This is a genomic window from Amycolatopsis taiwanensis DSM 45107 (genome assembly GCF_000519205.1).
Classification (GTDB): domain Bacteria; phylum Actinomycetota; class Actinomycetes; order Mycobacteriales; family Pseudonocardiaceae; genus Amycolatopsis_E; species Amycolatopsis_E taiwanensis.
Genome location: NZ_JAFB01000023.1, coordinates 161586 through 176143 on the forward strand (window position 1 = coordinate 161586; position 14558 = coordinate 176143).

Below are 14558 nucleotides of genomic sequence, written 5' to 3' on the forward strand. Positions count from 1 at the left end.
GTCTATGACCGACGGGGTGACCATCGGCCAGGCGGCCGCGTTCGCCGACATCACGATCAAAACGGTGCGGCATTACCACAAGCTCGGCCTGGTCGACGAGCCAGCGCGCGACAGCTCGGGTTACCGGCGATACGGCTCGGCCGAGCTGTTGAGGTTGGTGCAGGTCCGGACCCTGGCCGCCGCCGGGGTGCCGTTGGCCGACATCGGCCCGCTTCTCGACTCCGACACCGCGCCGTTCGCCGAGGCACTCGCTGACGTCGAGCGGCGTCTCACCGCGCGGATCGCCGAGCTGACCGCGCAGCGGGACATGCTCCACCGGCTCGCCTCCGGCGACCGCACCTTGTTGCCCGACCGCGCCGTGGCGATGCTGGAGGGAATGCCGACCCTCGGCTTCACACCGCAGGACGTGCGGACCGCCCGAGAATCCTTCGTGCTGGCCAAAGCCCTGGTACCTGAACGCTTCGACGACTACCTCACCGACATCGAACACGCACTGCGCGACCCACGCTTCGTGGAACTGACCAAGCGCAGCGCCGGCGTCATCGGCTGGGAACCCGACGACCCCCGGGTCGCCGAGCTGGCCACCGACATGGCCGAGCATTACCTCGCCAACCCCGACCAACTCACGATCGTGACCGGCCTGCAAGCCCGCACCCAGACCGCGACCCGGTACCGGCTGATCGCCCACCACGGCGAAAAACACGACTCCGCCGCGGCCCGCCTGGCGTCGCTCGTCGAAACGAAGCTGCGTGCCGCCGGGATCGACATCCCCAGACCAGATTGAAGCTGAACGCTCACCGCCATCTCCTTTGCTGCCACGCCGATCGCCTGGTCACCCTGTGTCGCCGTGGTCCGGATGCGCAGACGCCCGGCTGACCAGCGCGCCGAGACCGGCCGACCGTTCGACTGCTACGCACCCGGTAGCGCGGCGGCCGGGCCGAGGGTGAGGCGGGAGTTCATGTTGAGCTTGAACTCGCCGTGCATCGCCACGTGCGCCCACATCAGCGGTGTCAGCCCGCGGTAGTCCACCGGCCCGAGCGCGGCCGCCCATTCGGGCTCGGCCAGGACGTCCTGGATCATTAACGTGTTGATGTAGACCATGGCCGCCTGCACGATGTGCAGGCACAACACGCTCATTTCCTGTTCATCGCGGCGGTTGGAGGCGATGTCGCCGGCTTTGCCGTAGAAGTGGACGCCCGGCTCGATCTCGGGCCGGTCTCCTCGCCCCCAGACCCTGACAGCCATCGCCGCCCGATCGCTCGCAGGGCGCCGATGACGAACTTCCGTGGCTATGCGAGGTCGTCGAGGAGGTCGTCGAGGGCCTTCGTGAGGGCATCGACGTTGGCCGGGTCGAACCAGGTGGTGCGGATGCGTTCGTTGTTGCCTTTCGGCGTCTCGTGGTCGGCCGCGAGTCGGCCCAGGGAGCGGGTCTCATCGCCCAGGGAGCGGCCGACGCCCTGGAAGAGGCCGCGGACGTAGCGGTCGGCGTCGTCGGGGGCGATGCCGTGGTCGGCGGCCCACGAGGCGAGCGTGGCGAGATACGCGTAGTGGGTGGTCAGCGTCCCAGTCAGCGCGGAGAGGACGTTGAAGGCGGCCTCGTCCGCAACGGGGAGCGCTCCGCCCATCCGTGCGAAGAAGGAGTTCACCTCCGGATGCGACGGGTGCACCACCGTGACGGAACGGCGTTCGCGGATGGTCGGCAGCGGGATGGCACGGACCAGCGCGGCGTTGGTGCCGAGAGTCCGGCGCAGGTCGTCGTTGCCGACGCCGGCCATCACGTTGATCACGATCCGGCCTTCGCCCACTCGCACTCCGGCCAGGGCATCGTGCCAGTCCTGGCGGCGCACCGCGAGGATCACCAACTCGGAGCGGTCCATCACCTCCTGGTTGTCGGCGCACACCTCTACGCCCTCGTAGTGCTCGGACAGCTCCGCGGCCGTGCGGGCTCCGCGTGGGGAGAGGAACACCTCCGGTGAAGCGTCGCCCCCATGGCGCAGGCCCGTCACGATGGCCCGGGCGATCTCGCCTACCCCGATGATGCCGATGCGCTTCACTGTGTCTCCTCCATAGTGCGTTGGTGATCGTGACCGTGGTGGTGGTCGGGGTCTGTGTCAGGGCGAGTCCGTGTCGCGCGGACCAGTTGACGGCCGAGTCGACCTGCGTCCGGGCCTACGCGGGACAGCCGGCCTGGATGTGGTCGGCCAGCAGGTGGGCGGTGGCGCGGTCGGCGTACGGGACGATCGTCGCGATGACGGTGAGACCAAGCGTGCACATCGCCGCGATTGCCCCTCGCTCCTGGGTCGTCGTGGTCCCGCGTCACATGGCCAGTGTCGCGCGCAGGAACTCGAGGATCTCCGCGCGGGCGAACTCGGCCTGCGATTCCACGCCTGGCAGGGTGAGGAACGCGTGCCGCGATCCTGGGTACTCGGTGAGCCGCACGGACGTCCCGGCCGCCCGCAGTCGCTCGGCGTAGCGGCGGCCGTGATCGGCGAGCGCGTCCTGGGTCGGCACCACGAGCAGCGCGGGGGCGAGCCCGCTCAGGTCGTCCGCGTACAGCGGCGAGAATGCGCGGGCGTCGGTTCCCGGCGGGACGGCGAGCCGCTGCAACAACCGCAGCAGCGGCATGGCTCGGGTCGGGCTGTATGCGTACTCGGTGATCGAGGGGTGGTCGTACATCGTCTCGGTCACGTCGACTGCGGGGTTGACCAGCACCTGCGCCTTGAGCCGCAGGCCGGCCTCCCGGGCCCGGACGGCCGTCAGGGCGCTGATCAGCGCGCCGAAGCTCTCGCCGAAGACGGCCGTGCGCGTCGGGTCGATGCCCCACTGCGAGGCATGCCGGATCACGTGCTGGAGTACGTCCCAGCCGTCGTCGGCGGCGTACGAGAGCGGGCTGTCCGGAGCGACGAGGCGGTGCTCGACCGAGACGACGAGCGCGGGCAGCCGGGCGGCGAGGCGGCTGTTGGTCCAGTCGCATTGCGCCGCCGTGCCCACGAAACCGCCTCCGTGCACATGGACCACAAGTGGCAGGTCGGTGCGGGCGGCGGCCTCGCCGTCGCCCGTCGACACCGGCCGGTACACCCGGACCGGAAGGTCGCGGCCCGGCAGCGCGACGTCCTGCCACTCGATCGCGGCTCCGGGGTCCGGATCCCCGAGGATCGCCCGCGCCGCGCTGGACGCCCGCCAGCCGTTCTCCGCAGCGCGGTATGCGATCAGTTCCTCGGTCGTTATCGCCGAGAAGTCCGGCTCCGGCGGCCGCTTCACAGTGGTGGTCTCGCTCATGTCTTCATCTCTCATGCTTTTCTTCTCCCAGCGGTGCCTTTCAGCCAGCGTGTGCCCATAATGTTGCACGCAGTGCGTGCAACAGCAAGTGCATAATAGACTGAGTTCGGATGAGAGGGGCGAGATGGCAGGCCGAAGGCGTTGGTCGACAGCGGAGATACTGGACACGGCGGCGGAGCTGCTGCGCACGAGCGACGCCGAGTCGTTCAGTGTGCGTAAGCTCGCCGCGGCGCTCGGGACCGATTCCTCCAGTCTCTACCGGCACTTCCGCAACAAGACCGAGCTGCTGCGCGCGGTCGCCGACCGGATCCTCGCGGCCGCGATGGACGGCTACCACCCTGATGGCGACTGGAAGCAGCGCATCACCGCCACCGCCCTGCGGCTGCGAGAGGCCTTCGGGCAACACCCTCAACTCGCTGCAATCTGGGGGCGCTACGGGTCCGGCGGCACCGGTTCCCGGCTGGTCATGGAGGAGGTGCTACAGGCTTTGTGGGCCACGGGCCTGCCCGATGAGGAGATTCCGCTTCGCTACCACCGGCTCGTGGTCCTCGTCGCCGCGCTGATCGCCTCCGAGGCCGGCATCGGCACCCTCACTCCCGGCGAGTACGAACAGGGCATGGAGCAGTTCCGGGTCGCGGTCCTCGGCGCCGACCCCGACCGCTTCCCTGCTCTGGCCCACTTCGCCCGCGAGATCCGCCCCCTCGGGGCCGAACGCCGCGTCGCATTCGATGAGATCCTCGCCGCCCACCTCGCCCGGATCGAGGCCGCGATTCCCTGACGCGCCCTTCGGCTCATCGTGGCGCCGCCTCAGCGCCAACGGCTGTCCCGCTGTTGCCAAGGCCGGTGAGGGTCCGGGCGTCGGCGACTCGGGTCCACGCCCGCCATGACGGTTAGCCACCGGGGCGGCCGGGTAGGCATGGACGCATGGAGGTCACCCTGCAGGTGGACGGCGAGCCCCACCGGCTGACAATCGATCCCCGGACCACGGTCCTGGACGCCCTGCGCGAGCGGGCCGGGACGATGAGCCCGAAGAAGGGGTGCGACCACGGCCAGTGCGGCGCGTGCACGGTGCTGCTCGATGGCAGGCGGGTGCTGTCCTGTCTCATGCTGGCCATCGCTTACGACGGCGCCGAGATCACCACCGCCGCCGGTGTCGGGCATCCGGTCCGCGAGGCGTTCACCGAGCACGACGCGTTCCAGTGCGGATACTGCACGCCGGGCCAGATCTGCTCGGCCGTGGCGGTCCTCGACGAGATGGCGCGGGGCTGGCCGAGTCACGCCGACAGCGGTGATGGTGGGGCGGATGTCCGGGCCGAGGTGGCGGAGCGGATGAGCGGCAACCTCTGCCGGTGCGGCGCCTACGTCAACATCGTGCGGGCGGTCGTGGAGGCGGGTCAGCTGTGAAGCCGTTCACCTACGACGCCCCCGGTGACGCGGCCACCGCGGTCCGCACGGTCGCCGGCGATCCGTCGGCGATGTTCCTGGCCGGCGGCACGAATCTCGTCGACCATCTCAAGCTCGGCGTCGCCGAACCCGGTCGTTTGGTGGACGTCACCGGACTGCTGTCGGAACAGATCACCGAGTTCGACGGCGGCCTGTCGATCGGCGCCGGGGTCCGCAACAGCGAACTGGCCGCCGACGCGCGGGTGCGGGAACGGTATCCGGTGCTGTCCCAGGCCCTGCTCTCGGGCGCGTCCGGCCAGTTGCGGAACATGGCCACCACCGGGGGAAACCCGCTGCAGCGCACGCGGTGCGTGTACTTCCAGGACGTCACCACGCCGTGCAACAAGCGGCAGCCGGGGTCGGGATGCTCGGCGATCGGCGGCTACACCCGCTACCACGCCATTCTCGGCGCCTCGGAAGAGTGCGTCGCCACGCATCCGTCCGACCTCGCCGTGGCGCTCGCCGCGCTCGACGCCGAGGTCCGGGTGCTCGGCCCGGCTGGGGAACGGGTGCTCCCGTTCGTCGAACTGCACCGCCTGCCCGGCGACGAACCGCACCGCGACACGGTGCTGGAGCGCGGCGAACTGATCACCGCGATCGACTTGCCGGACCTGCCGATCGCCCGCCGGTCGGTCTACCGCAAGGTCCGCGACCGCGCCTCGTATGCGTTCGCGCTCGTTTCGGTGGCGGCCATGCTGGATGTCGCCGACGGCGTGGTGCAGGACGTGCGGATCGCCTTCGGCGGCGTCGCGCACAAGCCGTGGCGAGCCTACTGGGCGGAGGATTTCCTGCGCGGTGCTCCGTCCACAGAGGACTCCTATCGCGCCGCGGCGCAGGCCGAGCTCGCTGACGCGCGGCCGCTGGGCGGGCTCGACGGCGGCAACGGGTTCAAGATCCCGATGCTGGCCCGCACGCTGGTGTCGGTGCTGAAGGGGCTGTCATGACGGCTATCGGATCGGCGCCCGTCCGGCGAGACGCAGCCGGCAAGGTAACCGGAACCGCGCCCTACGCCTACGAGGTCTCCGCGACCGCACCGGCCTACTGCCATCCCGTGCAGGCAAGCGTGGCGCGCGGCCGCATCACCGGTTTCGACACCGCGGCCGCCGAATCCCTCGACGGCGTCATCTCGGTGCTCACCACGGAGCAGGCCGAGCGGCTGGCCGACACCGAGGACGCCGAACTCGCGGTGCTGCAAAGCGACGACGTGTCCTTCCGCGGAGAGATCGTCGGCGCTGTGGTGGCGGAGACCTCCGAGATCGCCAGGGAGGCCGCCGCGCTGGTGCGGGTGGCCTACGACCAGGCGCCGCACGACGCCGAGCTTTCCGCCGAGCGTGACGACCTGTACCGGCCCGAAAAGGTGAACCCCGACTTCCCCGCCGACTCCGCCGAGGGCGACGTCGAGGCGGCGCTGGCGGCCGCGGACGTGACGGTCGAGCAGACCTACACGACCGCGATGTATCACAACAATCCGCTCGAACCGCACGCCACCACGGCGCGGTGGGAAGACGGCTCCCTCACGTTGTGGGATTCCACCCAGGGCGTGCACCCGCTGCGGGCGAGTGTCGCGAAGGTGTTCGGGCTGCCGCACGAACGGGTCCGGGTCATTTGCCCCTACGTAGGCGGCGGATTCGGCTCGAAGGGCACCGCGCACGCGCACGTCGTGCTCGCCGCGCTGGCCGCCCGGGCCGTGCCGGGCCGGCCGGTGAAGCTGGCGCTCACCCGGCAGCAGATGTTCTCGCTGGCCGGATACCGCACGCCGACCATCCAGCGGATGCGGCTGGGCGCCGACCACGACGGGCGGCTTTCGGCGATCTCGCTGGACGTGGTGGAGCAGACCTCCCGGATCAAGGAGTTCGCGGAGCAGACCGGTGTTCCGGCGCGGATGATGTATGCGGCGCCGAACCGGCGGACCACGCACCGGCTGGCCGCACTCGACGTGCCGGTGCCGTCCTGGATGCGCGCACCCGGCGAGTGCCCCGGGATGTTCGGGCCGGAGGTCGCGATGGACGAACTCGCCGAGGCCCTCGACATGGACCCGATCGAGCTGCGGATCCGCAACGAACCCGAAGTCGACCCGGAGACCGGCAACCCGTACTCCACTCGCAACCTCGTCGCCTGCCTGCGGCGCGGTGCGGAGTTGTTCGGCTGGGCTCCTCGCGCCGCGCGCGAGGAGGCCGGCTGGCTCGTGGGCACCGGGGTCGCCGCGTCCACCTATCCCGCGCGCCGGCAGGCGGAGTCGACCGCGATGATCCGGTTCGAGCGCGGCCGCTACTTCGCCGAGATCGGCTCGGCCGACCTGGGCACGGGGGCGTGGACGGTGCTGGCGCAGATCGCCGCCGACGCGCTGGGGGTGCCGTTCGACCAAGTCGAGGCACGCATCGGCGACACGGCTTACCCGATCGCGTCGGTGGCCGGCGGTTCGACGGGCACGAGCACATGGGGCAGCGCGATCGTCGAGGCCGCGCGGGCGTTCCGCGACAAGTTCGGCGACGACCCTTCCGACGGTGACGCGGCTGAAGGGTCGGTACAGCCGAACGCCGACGCGGAACGGTTCGCGATGCACTCCTTCGGCGCCCAGTTCGCCGAGGTGCGGGTGCACGCGGACACGGGCGAGATCCGGGTTCCCCGGCTGCTCGGCGTGTTCGCCGTCGGACGGATCATCAACCCGCGCACCGCCGCCTCGCAGCTGATCGGCGGGATGACCATGGGGCTTTCCATGGCGCTGCACGAGAACAGCGTGTTCGACCCGCGGTTCGGTCACGTGGTGAACCACGATCTGGCCGAGTACCACATCGCTTCCAACGCGGACGTGCGGGACGTGCAGGCACACTGGATCGACGAGTATGACGAGCACGTGAACCCGATGGGCAGCAAGGGCATCGGGGAGATCGGCATCGTCGGCACCGCGGCCACGATCGTCAACGCGGTCCGGCACGCGACCGGGATCCGCGTGCGCGATCTCCCGGTCACGCCCGACAAACTTCTCAACCACCGGTGAAACTCAGCCGAAGCGAGGCTCGACGCAGCCCGCCGCCTTAACCGGGGCAAGACAGACTGGCCAGATCACTCGCGCCAGCCCGCTCGGCGATCAGAAGACGCGATTCCGGCGATCATCGGTCCCGTCGTGGTGCCGAGTACCTGATCTCGGCAGCTCGGACGGGCGCCGGTCGGGCTGCTGCCCATGCTCACCAAACACCGGCCGGCCGACGGCATCGAGATATTCGACCTGTTCCACTCCGTCTCGCTCTGCGCGGTGGCGGTGGGTGACCTGCCGGGGGCGCTGGCCGTCGCCGCCCGCGCCACCGAAGAGGACCCGGTCAACGGCGACTACCCGTTCGTGTCGCTCCTCAAGTACCTGGCGCCGCTCACGCTGTCCGGCCGGTTCGACGAGGCCATCGAACTCGGCGAGCGGGCATTCGCCGAGTGGCGCGCCGCGGGGGCCCCGCGCCTGGCGTAGCTCGCGCAGTCGGTGCAGGTGCTGGAGCTGGCGACCGGTCTGCGCGGCGACCACGGGCTCTGGCGGGCACGCACGCTGGAGTTCACCGGCCACACCGATCCGCGCTCGGGTCGCCTCGCGGCCACGACGGCCTTCGTGGAGGCCAGACTGGCCGTCCACACCGGACACTTGACCTACGCGGATCGCCTGGTGCGCAACGCGTTCCAGGAATTCACACAACCGTGGTACCGGGCGTATGCGAACGCGGCGGGCGCGGAACTGGCGGTGCTCGCCCACCTGCCTGACGCGGAGAAACGGCTGGAACAGGCTGAACACACGGCCGAGGAGAACGACTGGGCGGCCGCGTGCGTGGCACGGGCGCGGGGCAGGTTCACCGGCGACATCGCCGCCTTCCGCCGGTCCCTGGAGATCTGGGACCGCATCGGCGCGCGGTTCGAACTGGAGCGCACGGAGGAGGTGGCGGGATGAATGAAGTCGGCCTCACGGAGTGTGCGACACCCCGTGAGTTCCGCGGTTCCTCGTCTTGCCACAGCTGGCTGGCGGGTTCGCCAACGTTGAGACCACCAGCGCCCGCCGGTAGCCGGTGTCGGTCACCGATGAGTTCACCAGGGGCAGGTGCCGCCGTTCTCGTTGAGGAACACGCCGGTCGTGTTGTGGTCAGGAATGGTTGCCTGGCGGGCGATGTGTGCGCCGCCTTTCTGCGCGGTTAGGTGGCCGGTGTGGTTGTTCAGGTCGGTCGCGCAGTAGCCAGGCGACAGGGCGTTGACCCGGATTCCGCTGTCCCGCAATGTGTTCGCGTAGATCAGCGTGACCGCGTTGAGCGCCGCCTTCGAGGAGTTGTAGGCGAGCAGGTTGGCGAACTGCCACAGCGGTGAGTCACGGTCGGTCAGGAACGCGACCGTGCCCAGCCCGCTGGATACGTTGCCGATGTAGCCAGCCGGCGACCGACGAAGCAGCGGCAGCATCGCGTTGGTCACCGCGACCACCCCGAACACGTTGGTCTCGTACACCTCGCGCAGGTTGTCTACCGGCAAGTCGGTGGGCGAGTAAGGCCGGTCCCGGGAAATGCCCGCGTTGTTGACCAGGATATCCAGCCGGCCGTACTCGGCATCGATCAACTCGGCCGCGGCCGCGATGGTGGCCGGGTCAGTCACGTCGAGGTGCACGAACCGGGTTCCCCTACCCAGTTCGGCCTCGGCCTTGGCGCCACGTTGCGGGTCACGGGCACCGAGCAGCACGGTGTGTCCGGCTCCCGCCAGTTCGCGGGCAGTGGCGAAGCCGATGCCCTTGTTGGCGCCGGTGATCAGCACGATCTTGCGATCTGTCGTTGTCATGCGACCACCTTGACGGGGACCGGCCGAAGCCGGGAGAGACCTGTCGAGGCTGGTATCGGCGATCCTATGGTGACACCACTGCCGACCGGGCACGCTGGCAGCATGGACCAGGTGGACCGGACCGAACTGGCCGCGTTCCTGCGCCGCCGCCGGGCGCGGGTGCAGCCGACCGACGTGGGATTGGCCGGTGGCCAGCGCCGGCGGACGCCCGGCCTGCGCCGGCAGGAGGTGGCTCAACTGGCTGGCATGTCCGTCGACTATTACATCCGGCTGGAACAGGGCAGGGGACCGCGGCCGTCGCGGCAGATGATCGCCGCGATCGGCCGGGCACTGCGGCTGTCCGCCGACGAACTGGCCTACCTGCACCACCTGGTCGGAGAGGTTCCCGGGCCGTTGCCCGGCCCTGTCCGGGAGGTACGTCCCGGCGTTCTGCACCTGCTCGACCGGCTGGACGACACGCCGGCGATGGTGTGTGACGCGATCTACGACGTGCTGGCGTGGAATGCGATGGCGGCAGCGCTGATCACCGACTTCGGCGCGGTGCCGCCAGTGGAACGCAACGTGATCTGGCGGTTCTTCACCGACCCGGTCGCGCGGGACCGCTACGACGCCGATGGCGCCGCCCGGTTCGCCCGGGAGGCCGTCGCCGACCTGCGCGCGGCTGCCGCCCGCTACCCAAACGATCTTAGCGTGCGCCGGCTGGTCGACCGGTTGTCCGGCGCCAGCGCCGACTTCCGTGCCCGCTGGGCCGAACAGGACGTGGACGTGTCGCGCTCCACCAGCAAACGGATCCGGCATCCGGAAGTCGGCTGGCTCGATCTGGACTGCGAGGCGCTGCACGATCCGCTGCGGGATCAGTGGATCATCCTGTACACGGCCGCGCCAGGCACGCCATCGCACGAAGCGCTGCGGCTGCTGAAGGTCGTCGGCACGCAGGACCTGACACCCCGGCCGTGACGGCGTGGTCGGCGCGTCAGGCCCAGTTCTCCGTGACGTTCTCGCTGGTCAGCGCTCTGTGGTGGAGATCGATGTGCCGGATGGCGTGCGCTCCTCGTGTTGATCCATGACGAGTGTTGATCGATCTTCCGGATAGCTGGCTACACCATCTTGAGTTTGCGCCTGGTCGTAGGCTCAGGAGCAGCGAGCCGAGTCAGGGGCCTTTGCTCAGAAATCGTTGCCCGTGTCCTGCGCGGTATCCGGGTCGCGCAGCGGGCGCAGGCCTTGTGCGGGCTGGGTTGACGTGCTTGTCCTTCTGCGGGGACAGCCCGGCCTTGTCGGCGTCGTCGATGACGTGGCCGTCGGCCTCCAGTTGGGCGACCGCGGCGTCCAGATACCGGGTCGTCCACAGCACCACCGCGTTGAGCACCAGCCCGAGGGATGCCGGCTGGTCCTCTTGTTCGGGTGTTTCTTCTACAAATTCGGCGTTGAGTATTCGCTGAGTTTTGACAACCTGGTCATGTTTGCCCAGGTCAAGCCCTGAGAATGGGATTCGCGTCAGGGGCGCTTGCACCGCTGACCGGTCATCACGGGACATTTCGCCAGTGGAAGATGGCGGAAGAGACCTCCGGGAAGGAGCTAACCGGAGGTATCGCCGAGCATGAACGTGCCCTTGTCAGCGTGGGTCGCCACCGTTGTGCCCGCGGCTTGCTGGCTGATCTATCGCATCCTCGTCCTTCGCTATCTCGCCCGCGCACTCGACGCGAGTCCCGAGCATGCGCGGGTCATGGCCAGCGCCATCAGGACCGCACTCTCGCTATCAACCGAACGACGGCGGGGCCGACCAGCATGCCAACAAGAATCCGCAGATGCCTGCTAGCGCCTGCCGACACACCGCATCACGGACCTGCCAACCCTGTGCAGAGGACTTCGGACATCCATGCAGCCCACTCCCGACATCGACATTTGGCGTATGTCGTGGTCGGGGTCTCACGTGTTCAACAAACGAAGGTGGATCTGGCCAGGCTCGCTCGGATTGTTCACCGGACCGGGACTATTCGGGGAGTTTTGCGATAGTCGCACGCCAGCCGGACAGATCGAAAGGGATGAGCATGGAACGCCATATCAGGAAGGTGCCGAGTGGGCTGACACACGGCGCGCGGAGTTTCGCGAGAACCCTCGGCGTTCGCTTGGAGCACATCGCCCTCGACGACAGTCGCGACCGATGGCTTGCCGCGGGGATTCCGGACCAGCAGATCGATCGCGTCGTCGCGTTCGAGCAGAAGTGGGGACTGAAATACAGGGCGATGATCCGGTTATGGCGCAACGCCTGGAACGAGTTCGTGCCGTTCCTTGACTACGACATCGAAATCCGCCGGACGCACCGATCACGGGTAGACCCCCCATCGTCAGCGTTGAAGAACGGCCGTTGCCGGGCGTGGATGGGAGTCACTTGGGTTGTCCGGTAGGCGGGGGTACGGTGCTGGTACGTGCCGCTTGCTGCCGGCGCCGGGACGTGGACGGTTTCGGTGGGGCCTGTGACGTTGCCTGATCTGCTGCACGGGCTGGATCTGGCGGGGGTGTTCGCCAACGCGTTGCTGGGCGGGGCGATGGCTCGCCGCTATGGGTTCGACCCGGTGGGCTTCGGCGCGCTGGCGATCGTGTCTGGGTTGGGCGGCGGAATCATCCGGGACACGCTGCTGCAGCGCGGAACGCCGGTCGCGCTGACCGACTACACCTACCTGGTGACCGCGCTGGTCGGAGCGGGAGTGGCCTTCGTGCTGCCGGTCAGAGGGCGAGCGTGGGAACGGTCCTTCCCGTTCGTGGATGCGCTGGCGCTGGGGTGCTGGGCGGCCACCGGAGCGCAGAAGACCCTGCTGCTCGGCTTGGGGTGGCTACCGGCGGTACTGCTGGGTACGGTCACCGCCGTCGGCGGTGGGGTGGTGCGGGACCTGTGCGTGGCGCAGGTGCCGAGGATCTTCGGCGGGAACACGCTTTATGCCACTTGCGCACTGCTGGCCAGCGGGGTGATGGTAGCCATGCAAGTCGCCGGACTGGCCCACTCCGGGCCACTGGTGGCCACCCTTGTCGGCGCCGCGCTCACGCTACTGGCCCGGTGGCGAGGCTGGATTCTGCCGGAGGGGATCGACGTGCGTCGGCGACGGCGCAAGGATCGCGGAAGTGATGGGCGATGAACTCCTCGATCGCGACGGTGTTGGCCGGCCTGGAGGGGGTACGCGGCTGGCAGGAGAAGGTCTACCGGGATGTGCACCAGCACCCGGAATTGTCACATCAAGAGCAGCGCACCTCGGCGATGGTCGCCCGGCGACTACACGACACCGGGTTCGAGGTGCATGAGGGTGTTGGCGGCACCGGGGTCGTCGGGGTGTTATCCAACGGTCCGGGGCCGACGGTGCTGCTCCGCGCGGACATGGACGCACTGCCGGTGCGCGAGGCGACCGAACTGCCCTACGCAAGTACGGTGACCACCAGCGACGGGGTCCCCGTGATGCACGCGTGCGGGCACGATGTGCACGTCACCTGCCTACTCGGTGCCGCGACCTTGCTGGCTCAGCAGCGGCCAGCGTGGTCAGGCACTGTGGTGGCGCTTTTCCAACCGGCGGAGGAGGCCGGCGACGGAGCCCGCGGCATGGTCGACGACGGGCTGGCCCAGTTGGTCGACGGTGTGGACGTGGCGCTCGCCCAGCACGTGCTGGCGTTCCCGTCCGGGCAGGTCGGGACCCGCCCGGGACCGGCCCTGTCCGCGGCGGACAGCGTGCGGATCACCGTGTACGGCCGCGGCGGGCACGGGTCGATGCCGCAGGCGACCGTGGACCCGGTGGTGCTCGCCGCGATGATCGTGGTACGGCTGCAGACGGTCGTCGCGCGAGAGACCGCGGCGACCGACCCCGCGGTGCTCACCGTGGGCAGCATTCAGGCCGGCAGCAAGAGCAACGTCATCCCCGACCACGCGGTGCTGGAGCTGAACGTGCGCAGCTACACGGAACAGATCCGCGCGGCGATCCTGGACGCCGTCCACCGGATCGTCATCGCCGAATGCCAGGCCTCCGGATCGCCGCGCGAGCCGGAGTTCGAGATGTACGACCGGTTCCCACCCACGATCAATGACGAGCAGGTCACCGCCCGGGTGGCGGCGGCGTTCGGCGAGTTCTTCAACGATCGGCACGTATCGCTGCCACTTCAGACCGCGAGCGAGGACTTCAGCGACATTCCTTCCGCCCTCCGTGTGCCCTACACCTACTGGGGCATCGGCGGCATCGACCCAGGCAGGTATGCGAAGGCAGAACAAGCCGGCCGGATCGGCCAGGACATCCCGGTCAACCACTCCGCCCGCTTCGCCCCAGTCATCCAGCCCACTCTCGACACCGGCACCCAGGCCCTCGCCATCGCCGCTCTCACCTGCCTTTAGCTCGCGGCTGGAGGTGAGCCGCACGTCTTCATCGTTGACGTAACTGGAGCAGGGCGATGGTGGCCTCGGCGACGAGGTCTTCGGCCGATGCCGGGATCGGTGTGTCGTTGCGTAGGTGCCGCGAGACGGCGCTAAGGGGGACGTCGACGGTGGCGAGGATTACCCGGTCGAGGTCATGCGAGCGGCCGAGCCGGGCGGCGAGCGCGGTGACGGCCTCGTGGACGCGACGGTTATCGGCGGCGAACCGGTCGCTCTCGGCGGCGGGCCAGTCGGGTTGCCCGAAGTCGCGTGGTCCGTACCGCAGCAGTCGCGCTTCACGCGGGTGGTTTCGGCTCCAGGCGACCACGTAACGTGCGGCGGCCTCGGCGGCACGTTCGACCGGCTCGCCGGAGATGGCGGCGACGAAACCTTCCTGAAAGCGTTCGAGTGTGCGCAGCCAGAGCGCGGCCAGCAGCGCGGCGGCGCTGGGGAAGCGGTGGTAGACGGAGCCGCTAGGCGCGCCGGCGGCGCGTGCGACGGCCGCGACGGTGACGCCGGCGGGCCCCGCGTCGTAGGCCAGGTCGACGGCCGCGTCGAGCAGTCGATCGCGGTCGTGTCGTGGTGGTCGCCCCATGCGGTGAGGGTACCGGTGGTGGAGTATCCTGGCCGAATATTAGAGAGAACTCTCTAAAAATAGAAG

17 protein-coding genes are annotated in these 14558 nt (G+C 69.2%); 11 read left to right on the plus strand and 6 right to left on the minus strand.

Annotated elements, in window-relative coordinates; genetic code table 11:
- The first annotated feature begins 4 nt into the window (after positions 1–4).
- A complete protein-coding gene (locus A3CU_RS0118765; protein WP_027943615.1) occupies positions 5–784 on the plus strand; it encodes a MerR family transcriptional regulator in 780 nt (259 codons plus the stop codon).
- Between the two features lie 125 nt (positions 785–909).
- On the opposite strand, the gene A3CU_RS0118770 is transcribed toward A3CU_RS0118765, so the two are convergent.
- The 3 genes from A3CU_RS0118770 to A3CU_RS0118785 all read right to left on the minus strand — a co-directional run bounded on the left by A3CU_RS0118770 (position 910) and on the right by A3CU_RS0118785 (position 3294).
- A complete protein-coding gene (locus tag A3CU_RS0118770) occupies positions 910–1245 on the minus strand; it encodes a Tn3 family transposase (protein WP_027943616.1) in 336 nt (111 codons plus the stop codon).
- Positions 1246–1289: 44 nt separating this feature from the next.
- On the minus strand, positions 1290–2054 hold the full coding sequence (locus A3CU_RS0118775) for an NAD(P)-binding domain-containing protein (RefSeq protein WP_027943617.1): 765 nt from the start codon (positions 2052–2054) through the stop codon (positions 1290–1292).
- Between the two features lie 262 nt (positions 2055–2316).
- On the minus strand, positions 2317–3294 hold the full coding sequence (locus A3CU_RS0118785) for an alpha/beta hydrolase (RefSeq protein ID WP_245617190.1): 978 nt from the start codon (positions 3292–3294) through the stop codon (positions 2317–2319).
- A gap of 109 nt (positions 3295–3403) precedes the next feature.
- Between A3CU_RS0118785 and A3CU_RS0118790 the strand changes: the two genes are divergently transcribed.
- The 6 genes from A3CU_RS0118790 (at position 3404) to A3CU_RS0118815 (ending at position 8647) form a co-directional block, all read left to right on the plus strand.
- On the plus strand, positions 3404–4057 hold the full coding sequence (locus A3CU_RS0118790) for a TetR/AcrR family transcriptional regulator (RefSeq protein WP_027943619.1): 654 nt from the start codon (positions 3404–3406) through the stop codon (positions 4055–4057).
- Positions 4058–4203: 146 nt separating this feature from the next.
- The gene (locus A3CU_RS0118795) at positions 4204–4683 is read left to right on the plus strand and encodes a (2Fe-2S)-binding protein (RefSeq protein WP_027943620.1); all 480 of its coding nucleotides are present in this window, start codon (positions 4204–4206) and stop codon (positions 4681–4683) included.
- Positions 4680–5666 carry an FAD binding domain-containing protein gene (locus A3CU_RS0118800; protein WP_027943621.1) on the plus strand — a complete coding sequence of 329 codons (987 nt, stop codon included), beginning with the start codon at positions 4680–4682 and terminating at the stop codon, positions 5664–5666. The genes A3CU_RS0118795 and A3CU_RS0118800 overlap by 4 nt, the downstream gene beginning before the upstream one ends.
- Positions 5663–7720: a xanthine dehydrogenase family protein molybdopterin-binding subunit gene (locus A3CU_RS0118805; RefSeq protein WP_027943622.1), complete on the plus strand. Its 2058-nt coding sequence runs from the start codon at positions 5663–5665 to the stop codon at positions 7718–7720. Before A3CU_RS0118800 ends, A3CU_RS0118805 begins: the two co-directional genes overlap by 4 nt.
- Positions 7721–7903: 183 nt before the next feature.
- Entirely contained in the window at positions 7904–8179 is a 276-nt protein-coding gene (locus A3CU_RS0118810; RefSeq protein ID WP_027943623.1) for a hypothetical protein, read from the plus strand.
- An 18-nt stretch (positions 8180–8197) separates the two neighbouring features.
- Positions 8198–8647, plus strand: a complete 450-nt coding sequence (locus A3CU_RS0118815) for a hypothetical protein (protein ID WP_027943624.1) — start codon at positions 8198–8200, stop codon at positions 8645–8647.
- A gap of 134 nt (positions 8648–8781) precedes the next feature.
- On the opposite strand, the gene A3CU_RS0118820 is transcribed toward A3CU_RS0118815, so the two are convergent.
- Positions 8782–9513 carry an SDR family oxidoreductase gene (locus A3CU_RS0118820; RefSeq protein WP_027943625.1) on the minus strand — a complete coding sequence of 244 codons (732 nt, stop codon included), beginning with the start codon at positions 9511–9513 and terminating at the stop codon, positions 8782–8784.
- 102 nt (positions 9514–9615) lie between these two features.
- On the opposite strand from A3CU_RS0118820, the gene A3CU_RS0118825 reads away from it, so the two are divergent.
- Positions 9616–10470, plus strand: a complete 855-nt coding sequence (locus tag A3CU_RS0118825; RefSeq protein WP_027943626.1) for a helix-turn-helix transcriptional regulator — start codon at positions 9616–9618, stop codon at positions 10468–10470.
- Positions 10471–10663: 193 nt separating this feature from the next.
- Here A3CU_RS0118825 and A3CU_RS55670 read toward each other — a convergent pair whose 3' ends face one another.
- Entirely contained in the window at positions 10664–11047 is a 384-nt protein-coding gene (locus A3CU_RS55670; RefSeq protein WP_425388262.1) for a Tn3 family transposase, read from the minus strand.
- A 592-nt stretch (positions 11048–11639) separates the two neighbouring features.
- Between A3CU_RS55670 and A3CU_RS55160 the strand changes: the two genes are divergently transcribed.
- From A3CU_RS55160 to A3CU_RS0118845, 3 genes are all read left to right on the plus strand, one after another.
- A complete protein-coding gene (locus A3CU_RS55160; RefSeq protein ID WP_169739652.1) occupies positions 11640–11918 on the plus strand; it encodes a transposase in 279 nt (92 codons plus the stop codon).
- Between the two features lie 69 nt (positions 11919–11987).
- Entirely contained in the window at positions 11988–12644 is a 657-nt protein-coding gene (locus A3CU_RS45435; protein ID WP_043841584.1) for a trimeric intracellular cation channel family protein, read from the plus strand.
- Positions 12641–13879: an amidohydrolase gene (locus A3CU_RS0118845; protein WP_084143358.1), complete on the plus strand. Its 1239-nt coding sequence runs from the start codon at positions 12641–12643 to the stop codon at positions 13877–13879. Before A3CU_RS45435 ends, A3CU_RS0118845 begins: the two co-directional genes overlap by 4 nt.
- A gap of 28 nt (positions 13880–13907) precedes the next feature.
- Here the strand turns inward: A3CU_RS0118845 and A3CU_RS0118850 are convergent, their stop codons facing one another.
- Positions 13908–14492 (minus strand): TetR family transcriptional regulator, encoded by a 585-nt coding sequence (locus A3CU_RS0118850; RefSeq protein WP_027943630.1) that lies wholly within the window; start codon positions 14490–14492, stop codon positions 13908–13910.
- Between the last annotated feature and the right edge of the window lie 66 nt (positions 14493–14558).

Bases quoted from the DNA above. Each gene is read 5' to 3' on its own strand.
- A3CU_RS0118765 (WP_027943615.1), top strand. From the start codon at position 5: ATGACCGACGGGGTGACCATCGGCCAGGCGGCCGCGTTCGCCGACATC.
- A3CU_RS0118770 (WP_027943616.1), bottom strand. From the start codon at position 1,245: ATGGCTGTCAGGGTCTGGGGGCGAGGAGACCGGCCCGAGATCGAGCCG.
- A3CU_RS0118785 (WP_245617190.1), bottom strand. From the start codon at position 3,294: ATGAGAGATGAAGACATGAGCGAGACCACCACTGTGAAGCGGCCGCCG.
- A3CU_RS0118790 (WP_027943619.1), top strand. From the start codon at position 3,404: ATGGCAGGCCGAAGGCGTTGGTCGACAGCGGAGATACTGGACACGGCG.
- A3CU_RS0118795 (WP_027943620.1), top strand. From the start codon at position 4,204: ATGGAGGTCACCCTGCAGGTGGACGGCGAGCCCCACCGGCTGACAATC.
- A3CU_RS0118805 (WP_027943622.1), top strand. From the start codon at position 5,663: ATGACGGCTATCGGATCGGCGCCCGTCCGGCGAGACGCAGCCGGCAAG.
- A3CU_RS0118810 (WP_027943623.1), top strand. From the start codon at position 7,904: ATGCTCACCAAACACCGGCCGGCCGACGGCATCGAGATATTCGACCTG.
- A3CU_RS0118820 (WP_027943625.1), bottom strand. From the start codon at position 9,513: ATGACAACGACAGATCGCAAGATCGTGCTGATCACCGGCGCCAACAAG.
- A3CU_RS0118825 (WP_027943626.1), top strand. From the start codon at position 9,616: ATGGACCAGGTGGACCGGACCGAACTGGCCGCGTTCCTGCGCCGCCGC.
- A3CU_RS55670 (WP_425388262.1), bottom strand. From the start codon at position 11,047: ATGTCCCGTGATGACCGGTCAGCGGTGCAAGCGCCCCTGACGCGAATC.
- A3CU_RS0118845 (WP_084143358.1), top strand. From the start codon at position 12,641: ATGAACTCCTCGATCGCGACGGTGTTGGCCGGCCTGGAGGGGGTACGC.
- A3CU_RS0118850 (WP_027943630.1), bottom strand. From the start codon at position 14,492: ATGGGGCGACCACCACGACACGACCGCGATCGACTGCTCGACGCGGCC.